This is a genomic window from Paracandidimonas lactea (genome assembly GCF_021653995.1).
Taxonomy (GTDB): domain Bacteria; phylum Pseudomonadota; class Gammaproteobacteria; order Burkholderiales; family Burkholderiaceae_B; genus Allopusillimonas; species Allopusillimonas lactea.
This window is the reverse complement of the sequence record NZ_JAJJOZ010000005.1, coordinates 201673-224610: the sequence shown is the minus strand read 5'-3', so window position 1 is coordinate 224610 and position 22938 is coordinate 201673. Positions and strand designations below refer to the sequence as shown.

Below are 22938 nucleotides of genomic sequence, written 5' to 3'. Positions count from 1 at the left end.
CATACGCGCCCCGCCGGCTACGCGCCCTCACACCTTGCGCACGCGCACAGGCAGCCCTTGCCTCACCACCGCTCCCGATACCCAGTCTATCCAGACATTATCCCTGCCCGGCCGCGTCGGGTCGGTAAAGCCCAGGGTATTCAGGTTTACGCCTTGGCCGTGCTGGGGGTTGGCTGGCGTGGGCTTGCCATCCACCATGTGAGACACAGTGCCAAGCTGCGTGTGGCCGTAGCCGTGCTCAATGGCCACAGCACCCTGGGCAATGCCAGCCCGCACCAAGGCCACGCCTTGCAGGGCACCGCCGGGCGTCGCCAGCTCGATGCGATCGCCATTGACAATACCGAGCCTCGTCGCATCGTCCCTGTTCAGGCTAATGGGGTTGTGCGGATGCACTTGACGCAGACGCGACGCGGCGATGGACATGGAACTCATCAGGTTGGATTTGTATGAGGTCATGCTCAGCGGCCAGTCCTGCTCATTGAAAACATCTCGCATCGCCCGCCCATCCGCCAGCCGCGTAGGATACCAAGTAGGACAGCCGCTGTAGCGCTCGCCGGTCATTGCGTGGCGCATGCCCGCCAGGCCTTCATGCCAGAAGGTGGCGGGGAACTTGGCCTGCAGCTTAAGGCGATCACCGCGCCATGCGTCCTCTACCTTGTCGAAGCGGCCGCCACGGCTCATAACCATAGCCACGCGGCGTACCTCATCGGGCTTGACGCGCTTTTGCACCTCAGGCATCCAGCGGGTCAGGCCAGTTATCTCGATATCGTCGTCACTTGCCTCGGGCACGGGCTTTCCCGCCTGGTAGGCGATGTTGCACATGCCTCGCAGGTAGAAGTCTTCGGCGCACTCCAGATCAAGCGGCTCCCCGCTCTTTGTGCTCATGGCGTTCTTGCCGAAGCCGGGTAGGCTCAATTGCTTGGCCACGGCAAAGATAAAGGTTTCCAGGCTCACCGGCCTGCCATCCCCAGTCTTGACAGTGGCGGCATCCACTGTGGGCCAGCGTACCGTGCTGCTCTTGGCCACCACGTCGGCCCAAGGCGCGCCTATGCCCCAGCTTTCGTAGGTTACCGTGTCAGGCACGATGTAGTCGGCCAGTGCCGAAGTTTCATTGATGAACGGATCCACCGAGATGAACAGGGGCAGTTTTTTTGGATCCTTGAGCGAAGCGGCCAAGGCATTTTCAAAGCCGCAGATCGCGTAAATAGGATTGCTCATGTGGTTGATCCACGCCTTGACCGGGTAGGGATAACCAGCCAGGCCCGAAGCCAGCATTTCACTGGACAGGCCGTCGGGCGCGGGATACCAAGGCGCCTTGGCCGGGTATGGGTTCTGGCCCGCCGCCTTCTTGCGCTTGTACTCGCTGCTTTTCTCGTACGGGAACCGTGTGCGGGACAGCGACACGCCTTTGGGCTTTACTGCCCCTTTGAACTGCGCAAAGTTGTAGCGCGGCCCCGGTCCGAAGGGGCCAAAGGGGCCGGCGTCCATCACCCAACCACCGCGCACATTAAGGTTGCCGATGAGATTGTTGAGCATGGCTATGGCATAGGCCGTGTAAAAGCCGGCACCGTTCATGGTGCCGCCGTGCGAATTGGCCACTGCCTGCTTGCCATGGCTGGTGAACTCGCGTGCCAGGCCTTCGATTTCCGTTACCGGCACACCACACAGCGCCGCGTATTCGGGCAGCGTCTTGCGCCGCGCTTCTTCGCGCAGCTTCACGAATGCCGTACACACGGGGATGGGCGCAGGCTGCGCCGTCGCGCCCGCTGTTGCGATCGGCATGAAGTCGCGCTCAACAAGCAATGCGGCTGACTCGGCGATGGTATGCGGCGCGAAACGGCCCTCCTGCGTTTGCACGATGAACACATCTTCCGCAGGCGTCTTGTCGTCGACCGGCTCAGGCATGGGCAAGCCCAGATCCGCACCCCGCAAAAACTGACCGTAACGTGGATGTGCTGGATCATTGATCAGCAGATGGGTCGCATTGCTCCAGGATGCCTCGCCCGCGGCCGCCATCGCGGCCGGGCCAGGCTGGGCAAGGTACTTGGCATCGTAGCGCTCGTTATCGATGATCCAACGTATGAGGCCCATGGCCAATGCGAGGTCACTGCCCGGCTTGACGGCCAACCAACGATTGTTATCGCCCGCCGCATGGCTGGACGATGTGGGCAGCATGGGCGAAACAACAACGTATTTGTACGTGTTCTCGCCGCGCGAACGGGCCTCGGCAAGTTCACGCCCCATGCGTTGAAAGGGGTTGCCCGATTGCGCGGGCGAGGTTCCGATGAACAGGCCAAACCGCGAGTTTTTCCAATCAGGCTTGCCGTGCGGCATGCCCGCCAGATCGCCCAGCGCGGCACCGGTGCCCACACGATATGTCTGGCCGCAATAAGAGCCATGATTGGACACATTGACCGTACCAAACGATTGCTTGGCAAAACGATTTATAAGGGGCGTGCGACCTTCGTTTGCGGCATCCGTTACCAGCAACTGATTGGATTTCGGACCGTATTCCGGGTTCTCGGGGTCAATCAGGGTGCTCACATCTCGAATGGCGCGCAGGCCGTCCACATGGCCTTCGCCGAAGAGATCCCCACCTTCGCATACCTCCTGGACAAGCTGCTCGAGCGAGATACTTTCCCATTGCCCACCTCCGCGTGGCCCCACACGCTTAAGCGGCGTCAGCACCCGATGCGGCGCCTTCTGATGTTCGAGCATAGCCGAGCCGCGCGCACAACTGGTGGCACGCCCTTCCAGACCGTTTTCGCCGCCCAGCATGGCGTAGACCTCGCGCACGGGCGTTTCCATGGATGCGGGGTGAGTGGTGGCCAGCGGGTGGTAAGGATTGCCGGCAATACGGATAATCTGGTTGTGGGCGGTATCGACGCGCACGCGCACGCCGCACTGCGTCCAGCACCCCAGGCAACTGGACGGGCTGACCACTTGGCCCGGCTGCGTCGCCAGCCGCCCTGTCAACGGATCGATGCGAAATTCGGGCGTCAGCGAATTGCCGCGGGTTGCACTTTTGGTTGCTTCGCCTGACGAGCCTGTAATCAACCCCTTGGCACCTTTGACGACGGTTTCGCCATAACCAGCAGCAAAGGCGGCCAGCCCGCCGGCGACCGCGCCGCCCCGCAACAGCATACGGCGGCGCGATGCGTCGGGCTTGGCGGATTGAGTGGTGAGTTTCTTAGTCTTGCCTGTCATGATTTGACCTTGCTGCACTAGCGCACCGTGTAACGATAATGATCTGGCATATACCTGACCGTCACACGTGATTGCCGGCGTTCGATGGAGCGATGATGAATGTGAGCGATGCTGATCTATACGGCGGCTGTATCCACGGATACCTTGCGGGCGGGGAAAACATCCAAGGCCCAACTGGCCATGGCCACCAACGCAACACAAAGGCCCGCGATACCCAGCATGCCAAGCAGGCCGTCGCCGCCCAGCGGCATGTTGTACAGATACAGACCCGCGCCATACTTGGGCACACCTTGTACGCCCATGAACAATGTCCAGCGGAAAGCCCAGGCACTGCCGGCCAAGCCCACGCCCAACGCCAAGATGTAGCCGCCCGAACTCAGGCGGGGACGGCCAGCCAGCAGTGCGCCCAGCATGGCCACGCCGAACACTGCGGAACCGGCCATCGCCAGACGCCAGACGGGGAAAGCCTGCCATAGCCTCAGCGCGGCATCGAACGACGGATTGCCGCCGCGGATACCGGTGAACGCCCATGCCAAAGCAACGACAATAAGCGCGCTGGCCAGCGCCAAGCCTAGCCGGCGCAGCAACTCCAGCGCCTGTACGCCAGGGCGCAGCACGGTCGGTAGGAATCGTTCAAGTACAAAGGCCACTCCAACCGTCGCCAACCAGCCCGTCAATGCCAGATTGGCGGGCACCCACAGCGTGTGCCACAGCGGACGCGCGCGCACGGCCATGATCTCTGCGCCGGTATAAAGGGTTATCGTCAAGGCCGACACAACAAGCAGCGGCGAAATCAGGCGCATCCAGCCTCTTTTGCCGAGCCACCAACTGACGCACATCGCCAGCGACAGCCCCACGAACACTGGCAGCAGTAATGCCCCCACTGACATCCACGACCAAGGCGTGAAGTGGGCATAAAAATGCCAGAAGCGTGCGGGCTGATGCAGATCGGCCAGCAGTGATACCGGCGCTGCGACACTGCTCACCGCGAGCGTAAATACCACAGCCGGCAGCAGGCGCTGGCGGGCACTGCCTTCCCGCCCCCATACACAGAACGATACAAGGAGCGCCGCACCGGTTGCGACGCCAGCCAAGAAGAAATATTGCACCGCCCAAGGCAGCCAGGCCGCTTCGTATGCGGGCGTCAGAAGCTCAATGATGCGCATGGCGCCACTCCCTTTCACAGATGCTCGGCCACCAGGCGCACTGTGGCCTGGCCGTCGACACCATTGACGAATTCGTCGGGCAAGCCGATATAGAACACATGCGGCCGAGTATTCATGGCAGGCTTGAGCACTTTGATATCGTCTTTGTGCTCGGCGATGCGACGACTGATCTCGCTGCCCGGATCGTTCAGGTCGCCGATCACCCGTGCGCCGCCCACGCAGCTTTCAACGCAAGCGGGCAGCAGGCCCACCTCGAGCCGGTGCTCGCAGAAGGTGCATTTATCTGCGGTTTGCGTTTCATGATTGATGAAACGCGCATCATAGGGACAGGCCTGTACGCAATAGCCGCAGCCCACGCAGCGTTCGTTATCCACCAATACAATGCCGTCCGTGCGTTGGAAGGTGGCCTGCACGGGGCAGACTGGCACGCAGGGCGGGTTGTCGCAGTGATTGCACAGGCGCGGGAGGCTAACCATTGCAGGCGCGCTGTCGGGCTTGTCAACTTCGTACTGCAGCACGGTGGTGCGGAACTGGCCGATGGGCGGCTGGTTCTCGACTGAGCAACTGACCGTACAGGCCTGGCAGCCTATGCATTTACGCATATCGATCAGCATGCCAAAGCGTTTGCCCGCCATGCCGGGGCGCCGCGCGGGCTGATAGGTGGCGCTGCCTGGCAGCCCCGCCTGCGCCGTGCTGGCGATGCCGAAACTGGTGGCCAAGGTGACGAGGTCGTGCAGGAAATGCCGCCTGGTGTTGGACGGAAGCGGGGATGCGGGAGGGGTGCCGGTGTCAGCCATTCTGAGTATCCATTTATGTGCCTTGTAATGGATTTTCAGGGCTTTCGACGCTTGCTGGATTGACCTACATCAACCGCATAAACCATTGAAAGAAAATGGTTTTTTACTCTGCATAGCTTATAGTAAGCAGCACCATTTTAGCCGACGAAAATTAACCAAGCATTAAGACAAGCCAACAAAGGGATTATTTTGCATCGAAGCATTAAGCCTGTCCGCCAGCACCTCGCGACCATGCATGCTGCTGCATAACAGTGCTCAATCAGACCGGCGAATTACAGCAAACGTGCGGTGAACGCCAAGCATGGCCAGCAACGTCACCCCCGCCGCGCATCCTCAATTGCCGCGATGTCTATTTTCACCATGCCCATCATGGCAGCGAAGGCGCGTTTGGCGGCAGCAATATCCGGATCGGTGATGGCATCCATGAGCGCGCGCGGAGTGATCTGCCAACAGACGCCCCATTTGTCCCGGCACCAACCGCAGGCGACCTCTTCGCCACCATTGTCGACAATGGTGGCCCATAGGCGGTCGGTTTCGGCCTGGTCGTCGGTGGCCACCTGGAAGGAGAAGGCTTCAGTGTGCGTGACGTTCGGGCCACCATTCAAGCCCAGACAAGGGACGCCCATCACGGTGAACTCAACCGTCAGGATATCGCCCTGCTTTCCCGAGGGATAATCGCCAGGCGCATGGTGGACAGCCGTCACGGCGCTGTCCGGAAAGGTGGCGGCATAGAAGGTCGCGGCCTCCAGCGCGCTGCGGTCGTACCAAAGGCAGACGGTGTTTTTGCACATCATCACGGCTCTCCCCTATAGGCATGGATGCGCAAGCGCAAGCCATGAAGTCTATTGGGATCGCCGCAGCAATTTATGTACCGGGAGGCACGCGACGCTCATGCACGCGGCAAACTCAATGCCTGAGTGCGCGGCGGACTCAGCATGCATAAATATGGAGCGTGCGGCCCCTCGCGGAGGCGAAAAGCGCAGTAGGGGATGCCCGCGCGGCGCCTCGAGATGCCACGCGAACACACAGCACTTATGCGTCAATACATATGCTGCCCGCCATTCATGGCGACGTTGCTGCCCGTCATGAAGGCGGCTGCATCACTGGCAATGAAGGCAATAAGCGCAGCGATTTCCTGGGGTTGGCCAAGGCGGCCGACGGGAATGCCGGCGATGATTTTCTGGCGTACGTCTTCAGGTACGGCCATGACCATCTGCGTGGCCAGATAGCCAGGCGAAACGGTATTGACTGTTATGCCTTTGCGCGCCACTTCCTGCGCCAACGCCTTGGTGAAGCCATGAATACCCGCTTTGGCGGCGGAATAGTTGGTCTGGCCGAACTGGCCTTTGCTGCCATTGATAGACGAAATATTGATAATGCGGCCCCAACCGCGTTCAACCATGCCATCCAGGAAAGGCTTGGTGACGTTGAACATGGAATCCAGATTGGTTCGCAGAACGGCATCCCAGCTATCCTTGTCCAGCTTACGCAAGGTGGCGTCACGCGTGATGCCGGCGTTGTTGACCAGGATATCGACCTGCCTACCGTCATGTTTCAGTGCCTGGGCCAACGCCTGCGTGGACGCGTAGTCGGCGACATCCACAGGATAGGACGCGAAGGTATACCCCTGCTCCGCCTGCTTTTCGAGCCAAGCCTGCATGCCGGTATTGCCCGCCATGTGGGTAATGATGACGGCGTGGCCGGCGTCGTACAAAGCGCGCGCCGTGGCTTCGCCCAGGCCGCGGTTACCGCCCGTCACAAGCGCGGTACGTTGCGTGATGCTCATCCTTGTTTCCTTATGGGTTGCGATAAAAACCAGTGGAGCGGGCAGCCCGGCCGGGCTGTCGCAGCTTACTTTGCCAGCACGTACTCGCCGGGCGCATCGCAGAGCACACGGTAGCCTTTGCCAGCGGCACCCATGCGCGGCGGCTTGACGGAGGAGCCCGAACGAGCCCCAAGCCAATCGAGCCACGCCGGCCACCACGACCCTTGCTGGACAGCGGTCTCGGCCTGCCATTCCTCTGAAGAATTATGCGCATCGCCCCGCGCGGGGCGGGTCGTGATCTGGTATTGGCGGCCTGCCCGGCCTGGCTCGCTGACAATACCGGCGTTATGGCCGCCGCTGGTCAGCACAAAGGTTATTTCGGCCGGCGACAGGTGATGCAGCTTGTACACGGAGCGCCAAGGGGCAACGTGGTCTGCTGTCGTGCCCACACAGAAAATGGGCCAATCGATGCTGGTCAACGAAACCAGCCTGCCCTGGGACACATAGCGATTGTTGCTGAGATCATTATTGAGAAACAGCCGCCGCAAATACTGCGTATGCATGGCCGCCGGCATGCGCGTGGCATCGGCGTTCCATGCCATCAGGTCGTTCATGGGGCGGCGGTCGCCCAGCATGTACACATTGACCAACCGCGACCACAGCAAGTCATAAGAGCGCAACATCTGGAAAGCGCCGGCCATCTGGTCAGAACGCAGATAGCCGACTTCATTCATCTGCGCTTCCAGCAAGGTGATCTGGCTTTCGTCGATGAACAGTGCCAGTTCGCCGGGCTCGCTGAAATCCGTCTGGGCAGCGAACAGGGTAAGCGAAGCCAGGCGTTCGTCATCATCGCGCGCCATGGCGGCCGCGGCAATGGACAACAAGGTGCCACCCAGACAGTAGCCGGTGGCATGCACTTTGCGGCCTGGCACGATTGTGTTGACGGCCTCGAGCGCGGCATACACGCCCAGCGCCAGGTAGTCGTCCATCCCCAGGTCGCGATCCTCCGCGTCGGGGTTTTTCCAGGAAATGCAAAAGACGGTATAGCCGTTGTCGACCAGGTACTTAATCAGCGAGTTATGCGGCGACAAGTCGAGGATGTAATACTTCATGATCCATGCCGGCACGATCAACACCGGCTCGGGGTGCACCGTGCCAGTGGTCGGTGCGTACTGGATGAGCTCGATAAGCCGGTTGCGGAACACGACCTTGCCCGGCGTGACTGCCACGTCGCGGCCAGGCACGAACTTCTCGGCCCCGACAGGTGGATCGCCCGCCACCCGGCGCTGGATGTCTTGGACCAGATGCTGCAGCCCCCGCGCCAGATTGGCGCCCCCTTCCGCCAGCGTTCTGTCCAGCACGACAGGGTTGGTGAGCAAGAAATTGCCAGGCGAGAACATATCCAGCCACTGCCTGATGCCAAACGCAACCACCTGCTCGTGGTGCCGGCTGACACCGCTTACGCCGTGCGTAGCTTCTTTCCACCAACGCTCTTGCGCCAGGAAAGTGAGCCGGAGCTGATTGAATGGCCATCTGTCCCAAGCCGGATCTTTGAAACGCCGGTCTTCGGACGCATTGCCCGCGCCTGGCACTTGCGCGTAACAATCAGCGGCCATTTGACCCATGCAATGCGCCCATTGCTGCGACTGCGTGATGGCCAGTTGCCCCAGTGCCAATTGCTTGCCCGGGCTGGCGCCCAGGTGGCCTGCCCAGTCGAGCAGGGCCAGCCACTGCGCAATAGGCGACAGCGACAAGAACCTCCGCGCCCAGAATGCGCGGGCGGCGGAATCCAACTGTTCGGCATTGATTTGGACACCGGGTTGCGTTGACATGCTTGATTTCCTTTTCCGCGATCAGCGGCTGAATGGAACAACGGTGACACTCATTGATGATACATCGCGGTGCGACCTCCAATGTTGCGCTGCCGCAAGCATGCGTACTTCAAATAAGTTTTGGTTGATAATAGATCTCATTATCGATAAGCTATCGCCGCTGGGCGCCACCAACCGCCCTCTTTTTCTTATCCCGAAGGAGCTTTCCATGCAACATCGCCTGTGCCTACTCGCCGCCGCAATCCTCCTTTCCTCCAGCGCGCAGGCGCACCAGATCTGGGTCGAAACACCCGCCAGCGGGCCGGCCATCATCCGCTTTGGCGAATTTGGCGACAATCTGCGCGAAGCCTCGCCGGGTTTGCTTGACATGTTTGGCGCCCCCAGCGCAACGCTGCTGTCCGGTCAAGCGGCCAAACCACTTACAGTCACCAAAACTGCCGACGGCTTTGCACTTTCCGCCCGGCCGGCCAACGGCGACAGCATCGTGGCCGAAGACGCCGCCTTCCCGTTGCACACTTCCAAGGTCAATGGCAAAGAGGTAGTGAACTGGTACTGGCCAGCCGCCCGCTACGTCTCGGGCACCGGGGCGCATGCTGCAAAGCTGGCGCTTGACGCCGTGCCCACCGCTACCGCCGGCGAATTCCACATCACCCTCAAAGGGCAGCCGCTGGCCGATGCCAAAGTGAACATCCAGGTGCAGTCAGGCTGGGGCAAGCAAGCTCATACAAACAAGCAGGGCTTGGTACGCTTCGACTTGCCATGGCAAGGGCAGTATGTACTTGAGGTCATCCATACCGATAGCACCCCCGGCGAGCGCTCCACTTCAGAGGGGCCGCAGCACTATGACAGCATCAGGTACGTGACAACGTTGGCCTTCAACAAGCCCGACGGTGTGCCAACGCTGCCTGCGGGCCCAGCCCTCGCGCCCAACAAGCGCAAATAACGGGGGTAAGACCCACGCAGCCACGCCAGGAGCGGCCCGCCTAGCGCCTATCCAGCCAGCAAGGCCGTTCATTTACATGGCCTAAAAAAACCTGCTATAATTATTTTCTTCGCTGCTACGGCAACCTTGCATCAGCAGCTGCGCGGGAATAGCTCAGTTGGTAGAGCGCAACCTTGCCAAGGTTGAGGTCGCGAGTTCGAGACTCGTTTCCCGCTCCAAGATTTTAAAAAGGCCCAAACTTCGGTTTTGGGCCTTTTTTGTTTTGGGTCGCATCCATCGGAAGCCGCATTCAGCCATCGAATTTCGTGCTCGCTTCTTGGGCTGCGCTCAAGGCGGGCGGATACGCTGGCGGATGGCGCGTCGCGGTTTCACCGCGCAGATGCGGACATCACCGGCACCCCGTCCTATCGAAATGATGATCGGCATTGCACATTTTTGCGACCATAATATTATGTTATAACATTGCTTTTTATGCGGTTAATTCCAAGCAACTGTTATAGGGCCGCTCACGCGGCTCACTGCCCAATGATCGCGCCGAAGAGAGCCCACCCCTTCATCGCACATACCTGCTCTTCGTTAACACTTCGCGCAAGCAAGCTTCGTTTCACGTTCCTATAAAGGCTCCACCATGACGCCATCCTGTTGATTCTTCCAATGTATTCATGAAGGAGCCCTCTTGAAAGTCCTCTCTTCCCTGAAAGACGCCAAAGCCCGCCACCGTGATTGCCAGGTGGTGCGCCGGCGCGGTCGTATTTACGTCATCTGCAAGTCCAACCCACGGTTCAAAGCCCGCCAGGGTGGCGCCAAGAACAGGAACGCCTGATGCGCCGCCTTGATGTCGCTGTTGTAGGCGCCGGCGCGGCTGGCATAGGCATGGCGCTGGCACTTCAGAAGGTGCCCGGGCTGAAATTCGGCGTACTGGAAGCCGGCCGTGTGGGCGAATCCTTCCGTTGCTGGCCGGCCCAGACCCGTTTCATTACCCCCTCCTTTCACAGCAACCCCTTTGGCCTTGCCGACCTGAACGCCGTGAACGAGCTCAGTTCACCAGCCATCCACTCAGGGGCCGAGCACCTCAGCGGCCGGCAATATGCCGATTACCTCACCTTCATCGCCCAGGGGCATGCATTGCCCATTGCTGGCAATTGCAAGGTCGAGGCCGTGAGAGCCCTGCCAGGCGAGGGTTTCATCCTGGACACACCCAAGAGCAAGCTGCATACGGACTTTCTGATATGGGCGACCGGAGAGTTCATGTTTCCCGATCTGGCGCCTTTCCCAGGCGCGCAGTGGTGCCCGCATTATGCACAAGTGGCCGACTGGGCCTCGTTCAAGGCCCGCCGCTACACAGTGATTGGCGGCTACGAAAGCGGGGTGGACGCAGCCGTAAACCTGGTCAGGCTTGGGCGCAAGGTGCGGCTGCTCACCCGCAAGTCGACGTGGGATCCGCAAGCACCGCACGACCCCAGCCTGTCGCTCTCACCATACAGCCGCCAGCGGCTCTACGAAGCGGTGGACACCGGACGACTGGACATCTTGTTCGGCGTGGACGTGATCGGCGTGACGCGAAATGACAATGACGGGTTTCGCGTACACGCGGGGGACGGCCGATACTGGGACGAAAAGCAGCCACCGATCCTCGGAACAGGGTTCGTCAAAGGCGGAGGTGCGCAGCAAATCGCCCCGCTCTGGGGCTGGGACGAAGACGGCCGTGTCCTGCTGTCCGAAGCCGATGAGTCCACCGTCACGCCGGGCCTGTTTCTTATCGGTCCGCAGGTGCGTCACGATAGCCGCATCTACTGCTTCATCTACAAATTTCGCCAACGCTTTCACCTGATCGCCGAAAGCATCGCGCTGTGCCTGGACAAGGACACAAGCGCACTGAAAACCGGCTCTGGCGCCTGGGGGCCGTTTGGCAATCTTGAATGCTGCGAGGGTTGTGAATGCTGATCACACTCAAGAATGCTGTCCATACCTCATGGGTTTCGCTGCTGCTCATCGGCAGCATACTGGTCGGTGCCGTCCTGGGCCAGTTGTGGCCCGCCGCCGGGGCGGTGCTGGCCGAACAGGTGGATCGCACCCTGCTGGCCCTGGTCGGGCTGATCTTCTTCGGGGTGCGGTTCGAGGCAATTGCGCAAGTGCGGGGCAGCCTGCCCACTGTCGCGTTGGCCTTGGCCGCCAACTTCCTGTTCATCCCTGCCATTGGTTACGCCATTGCATCTGTGCTACTACCTGCGCAGCCGCTGTTCATGGTCGGGCTGATGATTTATTTCATGGCGCCGTGCACAGACTGGTTTCTGGGTTTCACACGCCTGGCCCGCGGGAATGTCGCCCTGGGCACGGCGCTGATTCCCATCAATATGGCAACGCAACTACTGCTGTACCCCTTCTACCTTTACTTCTTCACCAGCAGTCTTGTCCAGGTTGAAGCCGGCATCATTGGCGACACGTTGTTGCACTGGTTTCTGGCGCCTTTCGCTGTTGCCGTCGCTGCCCATTACTGCTTGGGCCAATTGCTGGGCACGGCGCGGCTTGCTCAGGTGCTGCACCGTGCAGACCAAGCCATACCCTGGGTTATCGCGCTGCTGGTTACAGAGATTTTCGCAGCCAACATCGCCGTCATTCTCGACCACCGCTCCGTCTTCGCCTGGGTGCTGCTGGCGGTGTTCATTTTCTTTATCACAACCTTTTTGCTCGGCGAAGGCCTGAGCCGGCTGGCCGGGCTTAGCTACCCCGAACACGCCCTACTCACAATGACAATTGCCGCCCGCAATGCGCCCCTGATGCTGGTGGTGACCATGGCCGCGCTTCCTGGCCAGCCGCTGATCTATGCCGCGTTGATCATTGGCATGCTGGTCGAGTTCCCGCATCTGACTGCGCTGCAGCGGGTACTGCTAGGTCAGCGGCGGCACAAGTCTCAGCCGCCGGCCGGGCTGGCCGGTCGCCCTCTTGCCTGACACTTAGGGCGTAACAGGTCGTTGAATATAATCACTCATCGGAAGCCGCCATCTCGCTCAACGCCGATGTACAGGGAGGGTTGGCCGCGGCACCGATAGCCAATATTCATCGCTTCGGAGGCTAGCTTGCTGAGCCGGATTGAATCCCTACTCGCCCCCTTTCCTGATGAAGATCCTCGGCTGCCACCGCGCGGCTTGCTGCCCTTTCTGTGGTTTTGCACGCTTGGTTCACGGCGCTACCTAACGATACTGGCGGTGTTCAGCGCTGCCGTATCGGTATATGAAGCCTGGCTGTTCGCATTTCTGGGGCAAGTTGTAGACCTGCTCGCGACTTGGCAGATAGGCGGCGCCGCCTCTGCGCACGAACGCCGGGTGCTGTGGGGTATCGGCATCGTGCTGGTAGCCAGCATCGCCCTGGTGAGTGTGCGCACGGTGGTGATGCACCAAGTACTGGCCATCAACCTCCCCCTGCGGCTGCGCTGGAACTTCCATCGCCTCATGCTGCGCCAGAGCCTGTCGTTCTTCGCCGACGAATTCGCGGGGCGCGTCACCACCAAAGTCATGCAGACCGCGCTCGCGGTGCGCGACGTACTGCTGACCTTCTCCGAGATTGTGATCGGCATAGGTGTTTATTTCGTCACTATCATCGCCTTGGCAGGCGGTTTCGATGTGCGGCTGATGTTGCCTTTTATTGCGTGGATAGCGCTATACGGATTGGCTATGTGGTATTTCGTGCCACGCTTAGGCAAGGTCGGGCAGGAGCAGGCAGATGCGCGCTCCTCCATGACAGGGCGCGTCACCGATGCCTATGCCAATATCGGCACCGTCAAGCTGTTCTCGCATACACGACGCGAGGCCGGTTTCGCCCGCGCGGCAATGGAAGACTTCAAGGATACGGGCTATCGCCAGATGCGGCTGGTCAGCCAATTCGAGATCACTAACCAAGCCTTGGTCACCAGCTTGATTTTCGGCGCTGGCGGCTATGCGCTATGGCTATGGCACAGCGGCGAGGTCGGCACAGGCGCTGTCGCCGCCGTTACGGCAATGGCCTTGCGGGTCAATGGCATGTCGCAGTGGATCATGTGGGAAATGACATCGCTGTTCGAAAATATCGGTACCGTGCAGGATGGCATCGGCACACTGACGCGGCCGGCCCAGGTGCAGGACAAGCCCGGCGCACATGTGTTGGCGATCACGCAGGGGAAGGTGGAATTCGACCGCATTGCCTTCAATTACAACGGCGAGCGCCAGGTATTCGACGGCCTGAGCCTAACCGTGCAGCCCGGCGAAAAAATCGGGCTGGTTGGCCGTTCCGGCGCAGGCAAGTCTACGCTAGTCAGCCTGCTGCTGCGCTTCAATGACGTCGACAGCGGTTGCATACGCATCGACGGCCAGGATATCGCAAATGTTACCCAGGACAGCCTGCGCGCTGCCATCGGCATGGTGACGCAGGACACCTCATTGTTGCATCGGTCGATTCGTGAAAATATCCAGTATGGGCGCCCCGACGCCACTGATGCGGAAATCAGGGCCGCGGCCATGAGCGCGCAGGCCCATGATTTCATTGAACTGCTGAGCGATCCACAGGGCCACAGCGGCTACGATACGCTCGTGGGCGAGCGTGGCGTCAAGCTCTCTGGCGGCCAGCGCCAGCGCATCGCCATTGCCCGGGTCATGCTCAAGAACGCGCCCATCCTGCTGCTGGACGAAGCCACCAGCGCGCTCGATTCGGAAGTAGAGGTCGCCATCCAGGAAAGCCTGTACAAAATGATGCAAGGCAAGACCGTCATTGCAATCGCCCATCGCCTCTCCACCATCGCCGCGATGGACCGCCTTATTGTCCTGGACGACGGACGCATTGTCGAAGAAGGCAGCCATGCCGATCTGCTGCGAAAAAACGGCATCTATGCCAGGCTGTGGCAGCACCAGAGCGGGGGGTTTCTGTCTTGATACCGGCTAGATCAAGCTACAGATAGACGCTAAACTAACCAGATCAACTTGGCGGCAAGCACCTGGTCAGGCGGCTCCGCCAATCCTGAGTTCAATCTCTGTAATGGACGAGCTCGCGAACGCCTCTGTCGTACTCCGTCCCAACAAGAATAATCACACTCCAGGCCCCGAACATTGCTTTCAAAATAGTGCGGCAGGCGTTCGATTTTCGGCCGACCGTTCGGATTTCGTACGCTTTCTCGCAGCGTCACGTGGGCATTGGCGGTCCTTAAACTAACACCTTTCAGGCATAGAACAAGAAACCAACGGCTTGAAAACGACTATTTTCCGGCTGCCTGCCGTCTCTGGCACTGCCTGCACTGTGCGGGATGCCGGATTCTGGCATGGGCTTTGCGTTTCCAACTCACATGCAGATGTAAGCGTAACGCCTTATGAACACAGATTCCCATCCGGAAGAAGGAGACGCAATGCAAGCTGATCACACATCGGTACAGGTATTGGGCATCGATGCCGGCGGAACAATGACGGATACATTCTTCGTTCGTGGTGACGGACGCTTTGTTGTCGGCAAAGCGCAAAGCAATCCAGACGATGAGTCTTTAGCCGTGTTGCACTCGTCGGAAGATGCCCTGGCGCACTGGAGTCGCAATATCGATGAGGTGTACCCCGAGCTGATCACCTGCGTTTATAGCGGCACGGCTATGCTGAACCGGGTGGTGCAGCGGAAGGGGTTGGACGTAGGTCTATTGTGCAACGAGGGCTTTGAACATGTACACAGCATGGGCCGCGCAGTGCAGAGCTACCTGGGTTATGCGTTGGAAGAGCGCATCCATCTGAATACCCACCGCTATGACGCGCCGCTTGTACCGTTGACGCGCACACGCGGCATCACGGAACGCACCGATGTGCAGGGCGAGATCGTGATACCGGTACGGGAGGCGCAGGTACGGAAGGCCGCGCGCGAACTGGTCGCGGCGGGTGCGAAAGCGATTGTGATCTGCCTACTGCAGTCACACAAGAACGGCAACAACGAGAGGCTGGTGCGAGACATCGTCAAGCGTGAGCTTGCCTCGCTGAATCAGGACATACCTGTGTTTGCCTCGGTCGACTACTACCCTGCCCGAAAAGAAAGCCACCGCATGAACACCACGATTCTGGAGGCCTATGCCGCCGAGCCGTCACGCCAGACGCTGGGCAAAGTAAGCGGGCTTTTCAAAAAGCATGGTGCGCATTTCGACCTGCGCGTGATGGCCACGCATGGGGGCACGATTTCTTGGAAAGCGTCTGAATTGGCGCGCACGATTGTATCGGGTCCGATCGGCGGAGTGATCGGCGCCAAGCTGCTGGGCGAGGCGCTAGGCTACGAGAATATCGCCTGCAGCGACATTGGCGGCACATCCTTCGATATGGCGCTAATCACAAAAGGCAACTTTGCCATCGCGGCGGATCCACATATGGCGCGGCTCGTGCTGTCACTGCCGCTGGTGACCATGGATTCCGTCGGAGCGGGCGCCGGTTCCTTCGTACGCATTGATCCGTACAGCAACGCCATCAAGCTGGGGCCAGATTCGGCCGGCTATCGCGTCGGCACATGCTGGCCCGAAAGCGGTCTGGACACTGTAACGGTATCCGACTGCCATGTCGTGCTGGGATACTTGAATCCGGACAACTTCCTCGGCGGCGCGATCAAGCTTGACCCGCAACGGGCCCACGACCATATTAAGAAACAGATTGCCGACCCGCTGGGGCTACCGGTTGAGAGCGCCGCTGCAGGCGTGATCGAACTGCTGGATCTGCAGCTGCGCGAGTATCTGCGCTCCAACGTGGCGGCCAAAGGGTACAGCCCCACGGATTTTGTCTGCTTCAGCTACGGCGGCGCCGGACCCGTGCATACCTATGGCTATACCGCTGGTTTGGGCTTTCGCGATGTGGTGGTGCCGGCATGGGCTGCGGGATTCTCAGCCTTTGGCTGCGCCTGCGCTGATTTCGAATACCGCTACGACAAATCGGTAGACCTGGCAGTACCTCGGCACAGCCAGGCCGAAGATAGGTGCGCCGCTGCACAGGCTATACAGCGGGGCTGGGAAGAGTTGGCGGCCAAGGTGATCGAGGAGTTCGGCATCAACGGCTTTGCCGCAAGCGATGTAATACTGCGCCCCGGCTTTCGCATGCAATACATGGGTCAGCTAAATGACCTCGAGATACTCTCTCCCATCCAGCAGGCGGATAACGAACAAGACTGGGACGCGATGGTTGCAGCCTTTGAGGATACCTATGCTCGCGTATATGCGAGCGCCGCGCGTTCACCCGAGCTTGGGTTTTCAGTCACTGGCGTAATCATGCGTGGTACTGTGGCAACCCAAAAACCAGTACTGCCCGAAGACCCCAAGAGCGGCCCTATTCCTCCCGACGAAGCACGCGCGGGCACACGCCGATTCTACCGCCACCATACTTGGACGAACGCCACGATCTGGCGCATGGAGGCACTCAAACCAGGCAATGACATCGTTGGTCCAGCAATCATCGAATCGGACGCCACGACCTTTGTGGTGCCAACGGGGTTTGCCACCACGCTGGACAAGCACCGGCTGTTTCATCTGCGGGAAGTTCATCCTTCGCTGCATCATGAAACGCGGCGCGATGCGCAGCGAGAAGAATCGCCAGCGTAAGCCGAATACTCAGTGTGGAAACACCGCTGGGGTATGCGCATAAGCGCAGCCCACCGAGCGACGTCCACAAGTGACACATGCGATGCAAGGGCACTGCGGCGCCATCGGAAACACATAGCGGAAACCAATGGCCACTTACACAGGCCAGAAACACGCACATCGCACCATACAGGAGGTGACACATAATGAGCGCATTGCCAGCACAAAACCGCCGATCCGGCGCCGACCTTCTGGGCAACGGCCAGAGCCTGAAGGAGTTTCGGGATGGCATTCTGGCTCGCACCGCCAAGACCGGTCACTACAACGGCCTGGAGACGTTGACTCTGCGAGAAAAAGACCCCATACGCTATGAGAAGCTGTTTTCAAAATTGCGCGGCGGATTGGTGCATGCACGCGAAACCGCAAAAAAAATTGCCGCCAGCCCCATCGTTGAACAGGAGGGCGAACTGTGCTTTACGCTGTACAACACTGCGGGAGACTGCGTGCTCACTTCCACAGGCATCATCATCCATGTGGGCACCATGGGCGCGGCAATCAAGTACATGATCGAAAACGACTGGGAAACCAACCCCGGCATCGAACCCGGTGATATGTTCACCAACAACGACTGCGCCATCGGCAATGTACACCCCTGCGATATTGCCACCATCGTGCCCATTTTCATTGATGGCCGTCTGATCGGCTGGGTGGGTGGCGTGACGCATGTAATCGATACCGGCGCCGTGACGCCAGGCAGCATGTCCACCGGGCAGACGCAACGTTTTGGCGACGGCTACATGATTACCTGCCGCAAGACGGGCGCCGACGACCAACCCTTCCGCGACTGGTTGCACGAGTCGCAGCGTTCCGTGCGCACACCGAAATACTGGATTTTGGACGAGAAGACACGCATAGCGGGCTGCCACATGATTCGCGCGTTGGTGGAGGAAGTAGTAGCCGAAGAAGGTTTAGAGGCCTATGAGCGCTTCAGCCACGAAGTAATCGAGGAGGGTCGGCGCGGCCTGCAAACTCGCTTGCGCGCCATGACGTTACCCGGAAAGTACCGCAAAACAGCGTTCGTGGACGTACCTTACAACCACCCCGACGTACAGACATCGAATGCGTTCGCCAAGCTGGACTCCATTATGCACGCGCCAGTTGAAATGGAGATCCGCGCGGATGGATCATGGCGGCTGGATTTCGAAGGCGCCAGCCGCTGGGGCTGGCACAGTTACAACGCTCACCAAGTGGCCTTCACCAGCGGTATTTGGGTGATGATGACGCAGACGCTCGTGCCCACCCAACGCATCAACGACGGCGCCTACTACGGTACGGAATTCCACATGCCTAAGGGCTGCTGGAACAACCCTGACGATCGGCGGACCGGCCATGCTTACGCCTGGCATTTCCTGGTGTCGGCATGGACCACGATGTGGCGCGCGCTGAGCCAGGCGTATTTCTCGCGCGGGTATCTAGAAGAAGTCAACGCAGGCAACGCCAACACCAGCAACTGGCTGCAGGGCGGCGGCATCAACCAGGAAGGCGAGATCCATGCCGTGAACAGTTTCGAGTCGTCCAGTTGCGGTACGGGCGCATGCGCCATAAAGGATGGCCTGAACCACGCAGCGGCAATCTGGAACCCCGAAGGCGACATGGGCGACATTGAGATCTGGGAAATGGCGGAACCCCTGCTCTACCTTGGCCGAAACATCAAGATAAACTCGGCCGGCTACGGCCAGTACCGTGGAGGCTCAGGTTTCGAATCGCTGCGCATGGTGTGGAAGGCGCAGGACTGGACCATGTTCTTCATGGGCAATGGTTATATGAACAGCGATTGGGGCCTGATGGGCGGTTACCCCTCCGCTGCTGGCTACCGCTTCGAAGCCCACCACACCGGGCTCAAGGATCGCATCGTTCGCGGCGACAGCTTACCGCTGGGCGGTGATGGCAATCCCGACGACGCCAACTATGAGCGCCATTTGGAGCCCAGCGCGACTGTAAAGCGCGACCAACAGTGTATGACCACCGAAGACTGCTACGACAACTACGACCTTTACCTGAACTATCTGCGTGGCGGTCCGGGTTTTGGCGACCCACTGGATCGCGAAATCGTCGCCATCGAACAAGATTTGAACGGCCAGATATTGCTGGAAGAATATGCCGCCAAAGTCTATGGCGCCGTTGCGAAACAGGACGAGCATGGCATCTGGCACGTGGATGCTAAAGCCACCGCCGCATGCCGCGCGCGCATCCGCAAAGAGCGCCTCGCGCGTGGTATGCCTGTAGAAACTTGGATGGCACGCGAACGCGAACGCATCGTGCGCAAGGACGCCTCAGTGCAGGTGCGACATATGTACGCCACAAGCTTCGACCTGTCGCCCAAGTTCCGGGACAGCTTCCGCGCATTCTGGGGCCTGGGCGACGACTGGACACTGGACGAAGCCGAATTGGGCGTACCCAGCTACGGCGCCAAGTTCCGTATGGATCTGTCACGCCTGCCCGACGTCCATACCGTGACCTTGGTGGAAGAATAAACTTGCTCTGGCGGAGCCGCACCGCGTCGCCCACCAGCGGCGCGCGGTGCCCTTTTTTCAGGAGACCCACACGAATGAGCGTATATACCCAGGAACAAATCAATCATATGGTGGCCGGCTCCCTGGACTGGGACACCATCCTGCGTATGTTGTCCATGCCCAAAGACAGCGAGCGCTTTGCCATGTACCTGCGGGCGCTGCAGGCCAAAACAGGCATGCGAGACACCATCGTGCTACCGCTGGGACCGCATCTGTACATCGTGAGTGACGCCGAAACCCATAGATGGGAAACCAGATGCGATTGCGGCCACAGTTACGGCGATTATCGCGAAAACTGGAAGATGAAGGCGCTGATCTATGTGCGGGACACACCCGACGCCATGGATGAGGTATACCCACGCCTTATGTCGCCAGACACCGAATGGCAGGTGTATCGCGAATATTACTGCCCTCAGTGTGGCTGCATGCATGACGTGGAGGCGCCCACGCCCTGGTACCCGATCCTGCATGATTTCGAGCCGGATATCGACACCTTCTACAAAGAATGGGTAAAGCTACCGATGCCGGAACGCAGCAATCCCGCGTGAACCGGCATCCGACGCCGCCGGAGCTGGCAGGTGTCGACAAAACTGCCTGTGTACCACGGCCAGCACGTGCGCCTGCGCCGCCTCGTGATGCGCTGAGTGACCTCATCTATGCGTCGCCTTGCATGCGCCAGACGATTGCGCGAGCACGTCGTTTTGCGCCAGCCAGCGCACCGGTGCTCTTGCTGGGCGAAACCGGCACCGGCAAGGAGGCCTTTGCGCGCAGCCTGCATGGCAATCGCAAAGGTCCTTGTGTGGCGCTCAATTGCGGCGGCATGGCACGCGACCTGCTGGCCAGCGAGCTGTTCGGCTACGCGGAAGGCGCGTTCACTGGAGCACGCAAAGGCGGAATGGCCGGCAAGATCGAAGCGGCTGAAGGCGGCACCCTGTTTCTGGATGAAATTGGCGAAATGCCACTGGACATGCAGGCGCTTCTGTTGCGCGTGCTGGAGCAGGGCGAAGTATGGCGGCTGGGCGAGACCACACCGCGACGAGTCGACTTTCGGCTGGTCGCAGCCACCCACCGCAATCTGCAGGAAGAAGTGATTGCCGGCAACTTCAGGATGGATCTGTACTATCGCATCGCCGTGGCTCGCCTGCACATACCCGCGTTGCGCGAGCGGGGCAACGATATACTGCTGCTGGCGCGCCACTTTTTGGCACATTTCCGTCGCGAGGCGGGCCAACGCATTGAAGCATTGCCGAACGATATCGCGGCCAACCTGCTGGCCTACCATTGGCCGGGCAACGTACGCGAGCTGCGCAACGCGATGGAAGCCGCAGTGCTGGCCAGCGACGGCGCACCCTTGCGTATGGACATGCTGCCGCCAGAGATACAGGCGCGCTGCGAAGCCGCGAACGATCCACACGCTACCCAGACGCCGCCTCTCAGCCTGGATCAGGTGCAGGCTGCTTCAATACGCCAAGCGATCGCAGCCGCCGAAGGGAACCTGACACGGGCCGCGCAGCAGTTGGGAATTGCCAAGAGCACGCTATACGCGAAGATGCGGGTGTACGGTTTACGCCGCTGAAGAATTCACCCATCGAAACCGCGGCACAGAAAGCGGCTCGCAGCGTATTGAGCAAAGACAGGCTCAGCCTGGTAACGCCGCCGACATCGCCTCACCCTGCCGCACCTGGCGGCCGGGCTTGGCCCAGCCTTCAGGAAAGGCCATATCGTCTTCCGCCCCTGGCGGAAACAACAGAACCACCGTGGAGCCCAGCAGAAAGCGGCCCATTTCTTCGCCCTTGCACAGCACGCATTCGCCTTGCTTGTAGTGCCAGGTTTGCGGCGCATAGCCTCGCCCGCCCGGGCGTTGGCCGTTGACCACACCATGCCAGGTGGTGATCATGCTGCCGACAATTGTGGCGCCGACCAGCACAAGGGCAAATGGGCCCGACGGGCCTTCGAACATGCAGACCACGCGTTCGTTGCGCGCAAACAGGCCCGGCACGGCGTCGACAGTTTCGGGATTGACCGAAAAGAGATCGCCGGGTACGTAGGTCATGGACACCAGCGAGCCATCACAGGGCATGTGAATGCGATGGTAGTCGCGCGGAGACAGATACAGCGTTGCAAAGCGCCCGCCGAGAAAAGGTGCCGCGCGGGCTGCGTCGCCGCCGAGCAGCTCTGCCGCGCTGTAGGTATGCCCCTTGGCCTGCAGGATGCGGCCATCGTGGATTGGGCCCGCCTGGCTCACCGTGCCGTCTACCGGGCACACCAGCGCGGTGGCCGCCATGGGCCGCGCACCTGCGCGCAGGGCCCGTCCAAAAAAGTCATTGAAACTGGCGTAGCTGGCAGGATCTGAATTGGCCGCTTCGCTCATGTCGACCCCGTATCGGCGGATGAATGCGCGCACCATCGTCGTGGTGACGCGCCCCCCGCGCCAGCGGGCAAGCCGCCCGGCGCACCGGGTGAGCAAATGTTTGGGAAGAATGTACTGTATGAGAATCATGCGCGGCTTATTGGATACTGGCTGGGAATTGTAGTCATTCTTGCGGGGCTTGGGGAGCATCGGCAATGCTGCGCGAAGCCATCGGCGCAATCGCAGTACACTATCCGCGATTCATGCCTTATCGCAACCGCGCACCCAGGCCGCCACGAGCCCCTCATGCGCATCGACACGTCGCCTGCACATACATGCCGTTAAGCACGCAAGATCGCCAATTCCTCGAGCAAGGCGCGGCCAAGGCCGCCGCGCTGCTGCGCATGGTCGGCAATGAGCACCGCCTGTTGGTGTTGTGCCTGCTGATCGAGCACAGAGAAATGACTGTGGGCGCCCTGCTCGAGCATGTGCCCTTGAGCCAATCGGCGCTGTCACAGCATCTGGCCAAGATGCGCGAGGAAGGCTTGGTCACGTATCGGCGCGAGGCGCAAACCCTGCATTATCGTATCGACAACCCCGATGTCGAAATCCTGGTTGCCACACTCAAACAGATCTACTGTCCCTGAGGCTGCCGGGACGCATACTCCCCCCACGTAGTCCCGGCCTGCGCACGCACCCGATTCAGCACAGGCCTGAGATACCCGCCGTCCTGAGATACCCTGCTTCCTGAGATAC

At 60.2% G+C, this 22938-nt stretch carries 17 protein-coding genes and 1 tRNA gene; 11 read left to right on the top strand and 7 right to left on the bottom strand.

Annotation, left to right across the window (positions count from 1 at the left end; genetic code table 11):
- Positions 1-27: 27 nt before the first annotated feature.
- The 6 genes from LOL23_RS11255 to LOL23_RS11230 form a co-directional block, all read right to left on the bottom strand.
- Positions 28-3207 (bottom strand): tetrathionate reductase subunit A, encoded by a 3180-nt coding sequence (locus LOL23_RS11255; RefSeq protein WP_237173598.1) that lies wholly within the window; start codon positions 3205-3207, stop codon positions 28-30.
- A 116-nt stretch (positions 3208-3323) separates the two neighbouring features.
- Positions 3324-4373: an NrfD/PsrC family molybdoenzyme membrane anchor subunit gene (gene nrfD, locus LOL23_RS11250; RefSeq protein WP_160981308.1), complete on the bottom strand. Its 1050-nt coding sequence runs from the start codon at positions 4371-4373 to the stop codon at positions 3324-3326.
- Positions 4374-4387: 14 nt separating this feature from the next.
- Positions 4388-5170, bottom strand: a complete 783-nt coding sequence (gene dsrO, locus LOL23_RS11245; RefSeq protein ID WP_160981310.1) for a sulfate reduction electron transfer complex DsrMKJOP subunit DsrO — start codon at positions 5168-5170, stop codon at positions 4388-4390.
- Positions 5171-5484: 314 nt separating this feature from the next.
- The gene (locus tag LOL23_RS11240) at positions 5485-5964 is read right to left on the bottom strand and encodes a VOC family protein (protein WP_160981312.1); all 480 of its coding nucleotides are present in this window, start codon (positions 5962-5964) and stop codon (positions 5485-5487) included.
- 245 nt (positions 5965-6209) lie between these two features.
- Positions 6210-6956, bottom strand: a complete 747-nt coding sequence (phbB, locus tag LOL23_RS11235) for an acetoacetyl-CoA reductase (protein WP_160981314.1) — start codon at positions 6954-6956, stop codon at positions 6210-6212.
- 65 nt (positions 6957-7021) lie between these two features.
- Positions 7022-8767 carry a PHA/PHB synthase family protein gene (locus LOL23_RS11230; RefSeq protein WP_237173597.1) on the bottom strand — a complete coding sequence of 582 codons (1746 nt, stop codon included), beginning with the start codon at positions 8765-8767 and terminating at the stop codon, positions 7022-7024.
- 208 nt (positions 8768-8975) lie between these two features.
- On the opposite strand from LOL23_RS11230, the gene LOL23_RS11225 reads away from it, so the two are divergent.
- From LOL23_RS11225 to LOL23_RS11180, 10 genes are all read left to right on the top strand, one after another.
- Positions 8976-9710: a DUF4198 domain-containing protein gene (locus tag LOL23_RS11225; protein ID WP_160981318.1), complete on the top strand. Its 735-nt coding sequence runs from the start codon at positions 8976-8978 to the stop codon at positions 9708-9710.
- Positions 9711-9852: 142 nt separating this feature from the next.
- Positions 9853-9928 (top strand) — tRNA-Gly (locus LOL23_RS11220).
- A gap of 458 nt (positions 9929-10386) precedes the next feature.
- Positions 10387-10533 (top strand): type B 50S ribosomal protein L36, encoded by a 147-nt coding sequence (ykgO, locus tag LOL23_RS11215; RefSeq protein WP_160981320.1) that lies wholly within the window; start codon positions 10387-10389, stop codon positions 10531-10533.
- Entirely contained in the window at positions 10533-11654 is a 1122-nt protein-coding gene (locus LOL23_RS11210) for an NAD(P)/FAD-dependent oxidoreductase (protein ID WP_160981322.1), read from the top strand. The genes ykgO and LOL23_RS11210 overlap by 1 nt, the downstream gene beginning before the upstream one ends.
- Positions 11648-12661 carry an arsenic resistance protein gene (locus LOL23_RS11205; protein ID WP_237173596.1) on the top strand — a complete coding sequence of 338 codons (1014 nt, stop codon included), beginning with the start codon at positions 11648-11650 and terminating at the stop codon, positions 12659-12661. The genes LOL23_RS11210 and LOL23_RS11205 overlap by 7 nt, the downstream gene beginning before the upstream one ends.
- Before the next feature lie 126 nt (positions 12662-12787).
- Entirely contained in the window at positions 12788-14611 is a 1824-nt protein-coding gene (locus LOL23_RS11200) for an ABC transporter ATP-binding protein (protein ID WP_160981326.1), read from the top strand.
- A 467-nt stretch (positions 14612-15078) separates the two neighbouring features.
- Positions 15079-17280 (top strand): hydantoinase/oxoprolinase family protein, encoded by a 2202-nt coding sequence (locus LOL23_RS11195; RefSeq protein ID WP_160981328.1) that lies wholly within the window; start codon positions 15079-15081, stop codon positions 17278-17280.
- Positions 17281-17465: 185 nt separating this feature from the next.
- The gene (locus tag LOL23_RS11190; protein WP_160981330.1) at positions 17466-19793 is read left to right on the top strand and encodes a hydantoinase B/oxoprolinase family protein; all 2328 of its coding nucleotides are present in this window, start codon (positions 17466-17468) and stop codon (positions 19791-19793) included.
- A 74-nt stretch (positions 19794-19867) separates the two neighbouring features.
- Positions 19868-20380, top strand: coding sequence for an acetone carboxylase subunit gamma (locus tag LOL23_RS11185; protein ID WP_160981332.1), 513 nt, complete (start codon positions 19868-19870; stop codon positions 20378-20380).
- Positions 20338-21408, top strand: a complete 1071-nt coding sequence (locus LOL23_RS11180) for a sigma-54 interaction domain-containing protein (protein ID WP_255772750.1) — start codon at positions 20338-20340, stop codon at positions 21406-21408. Before LOL23_RS11185 ends, LOL23_RS11180 begins: the two co-directional genes overlap by 43 nt.
- Before the next feature lie 63 nt (positions 21409-21471).
- On the opposite strand, the gene asd is transcribed toward LOL23_RS11180, so the two are convergent.
- Positions 21472-22332 (bottom strand): archaetidylserine decarboxylase, encoded by an 861-nt coding sequence (asd, locus tag LOL23_RS11175; protein WP_160981336.1) that lies wholly within the window; start codon positions 22330-22332, stop codon positions 21472-21474.
- 185 nt (positions 22333-22517) lie between these two features.
- On the opposite strand from asd, the gene LOL23_RS11170 reads away from it, so the two are divergent.
- A complete protein-coding gene (locus LOL23_RS11170) occupies positions 22518-22829 on the top strand; it encodes an ArsR/SmtB family transcription factor (RefSeq protein ID WP_160981338.1) in 312 nt (103 codons plus the stop codon).
- Positions 22830-22938: the final 109 nt, after the last annotated feature.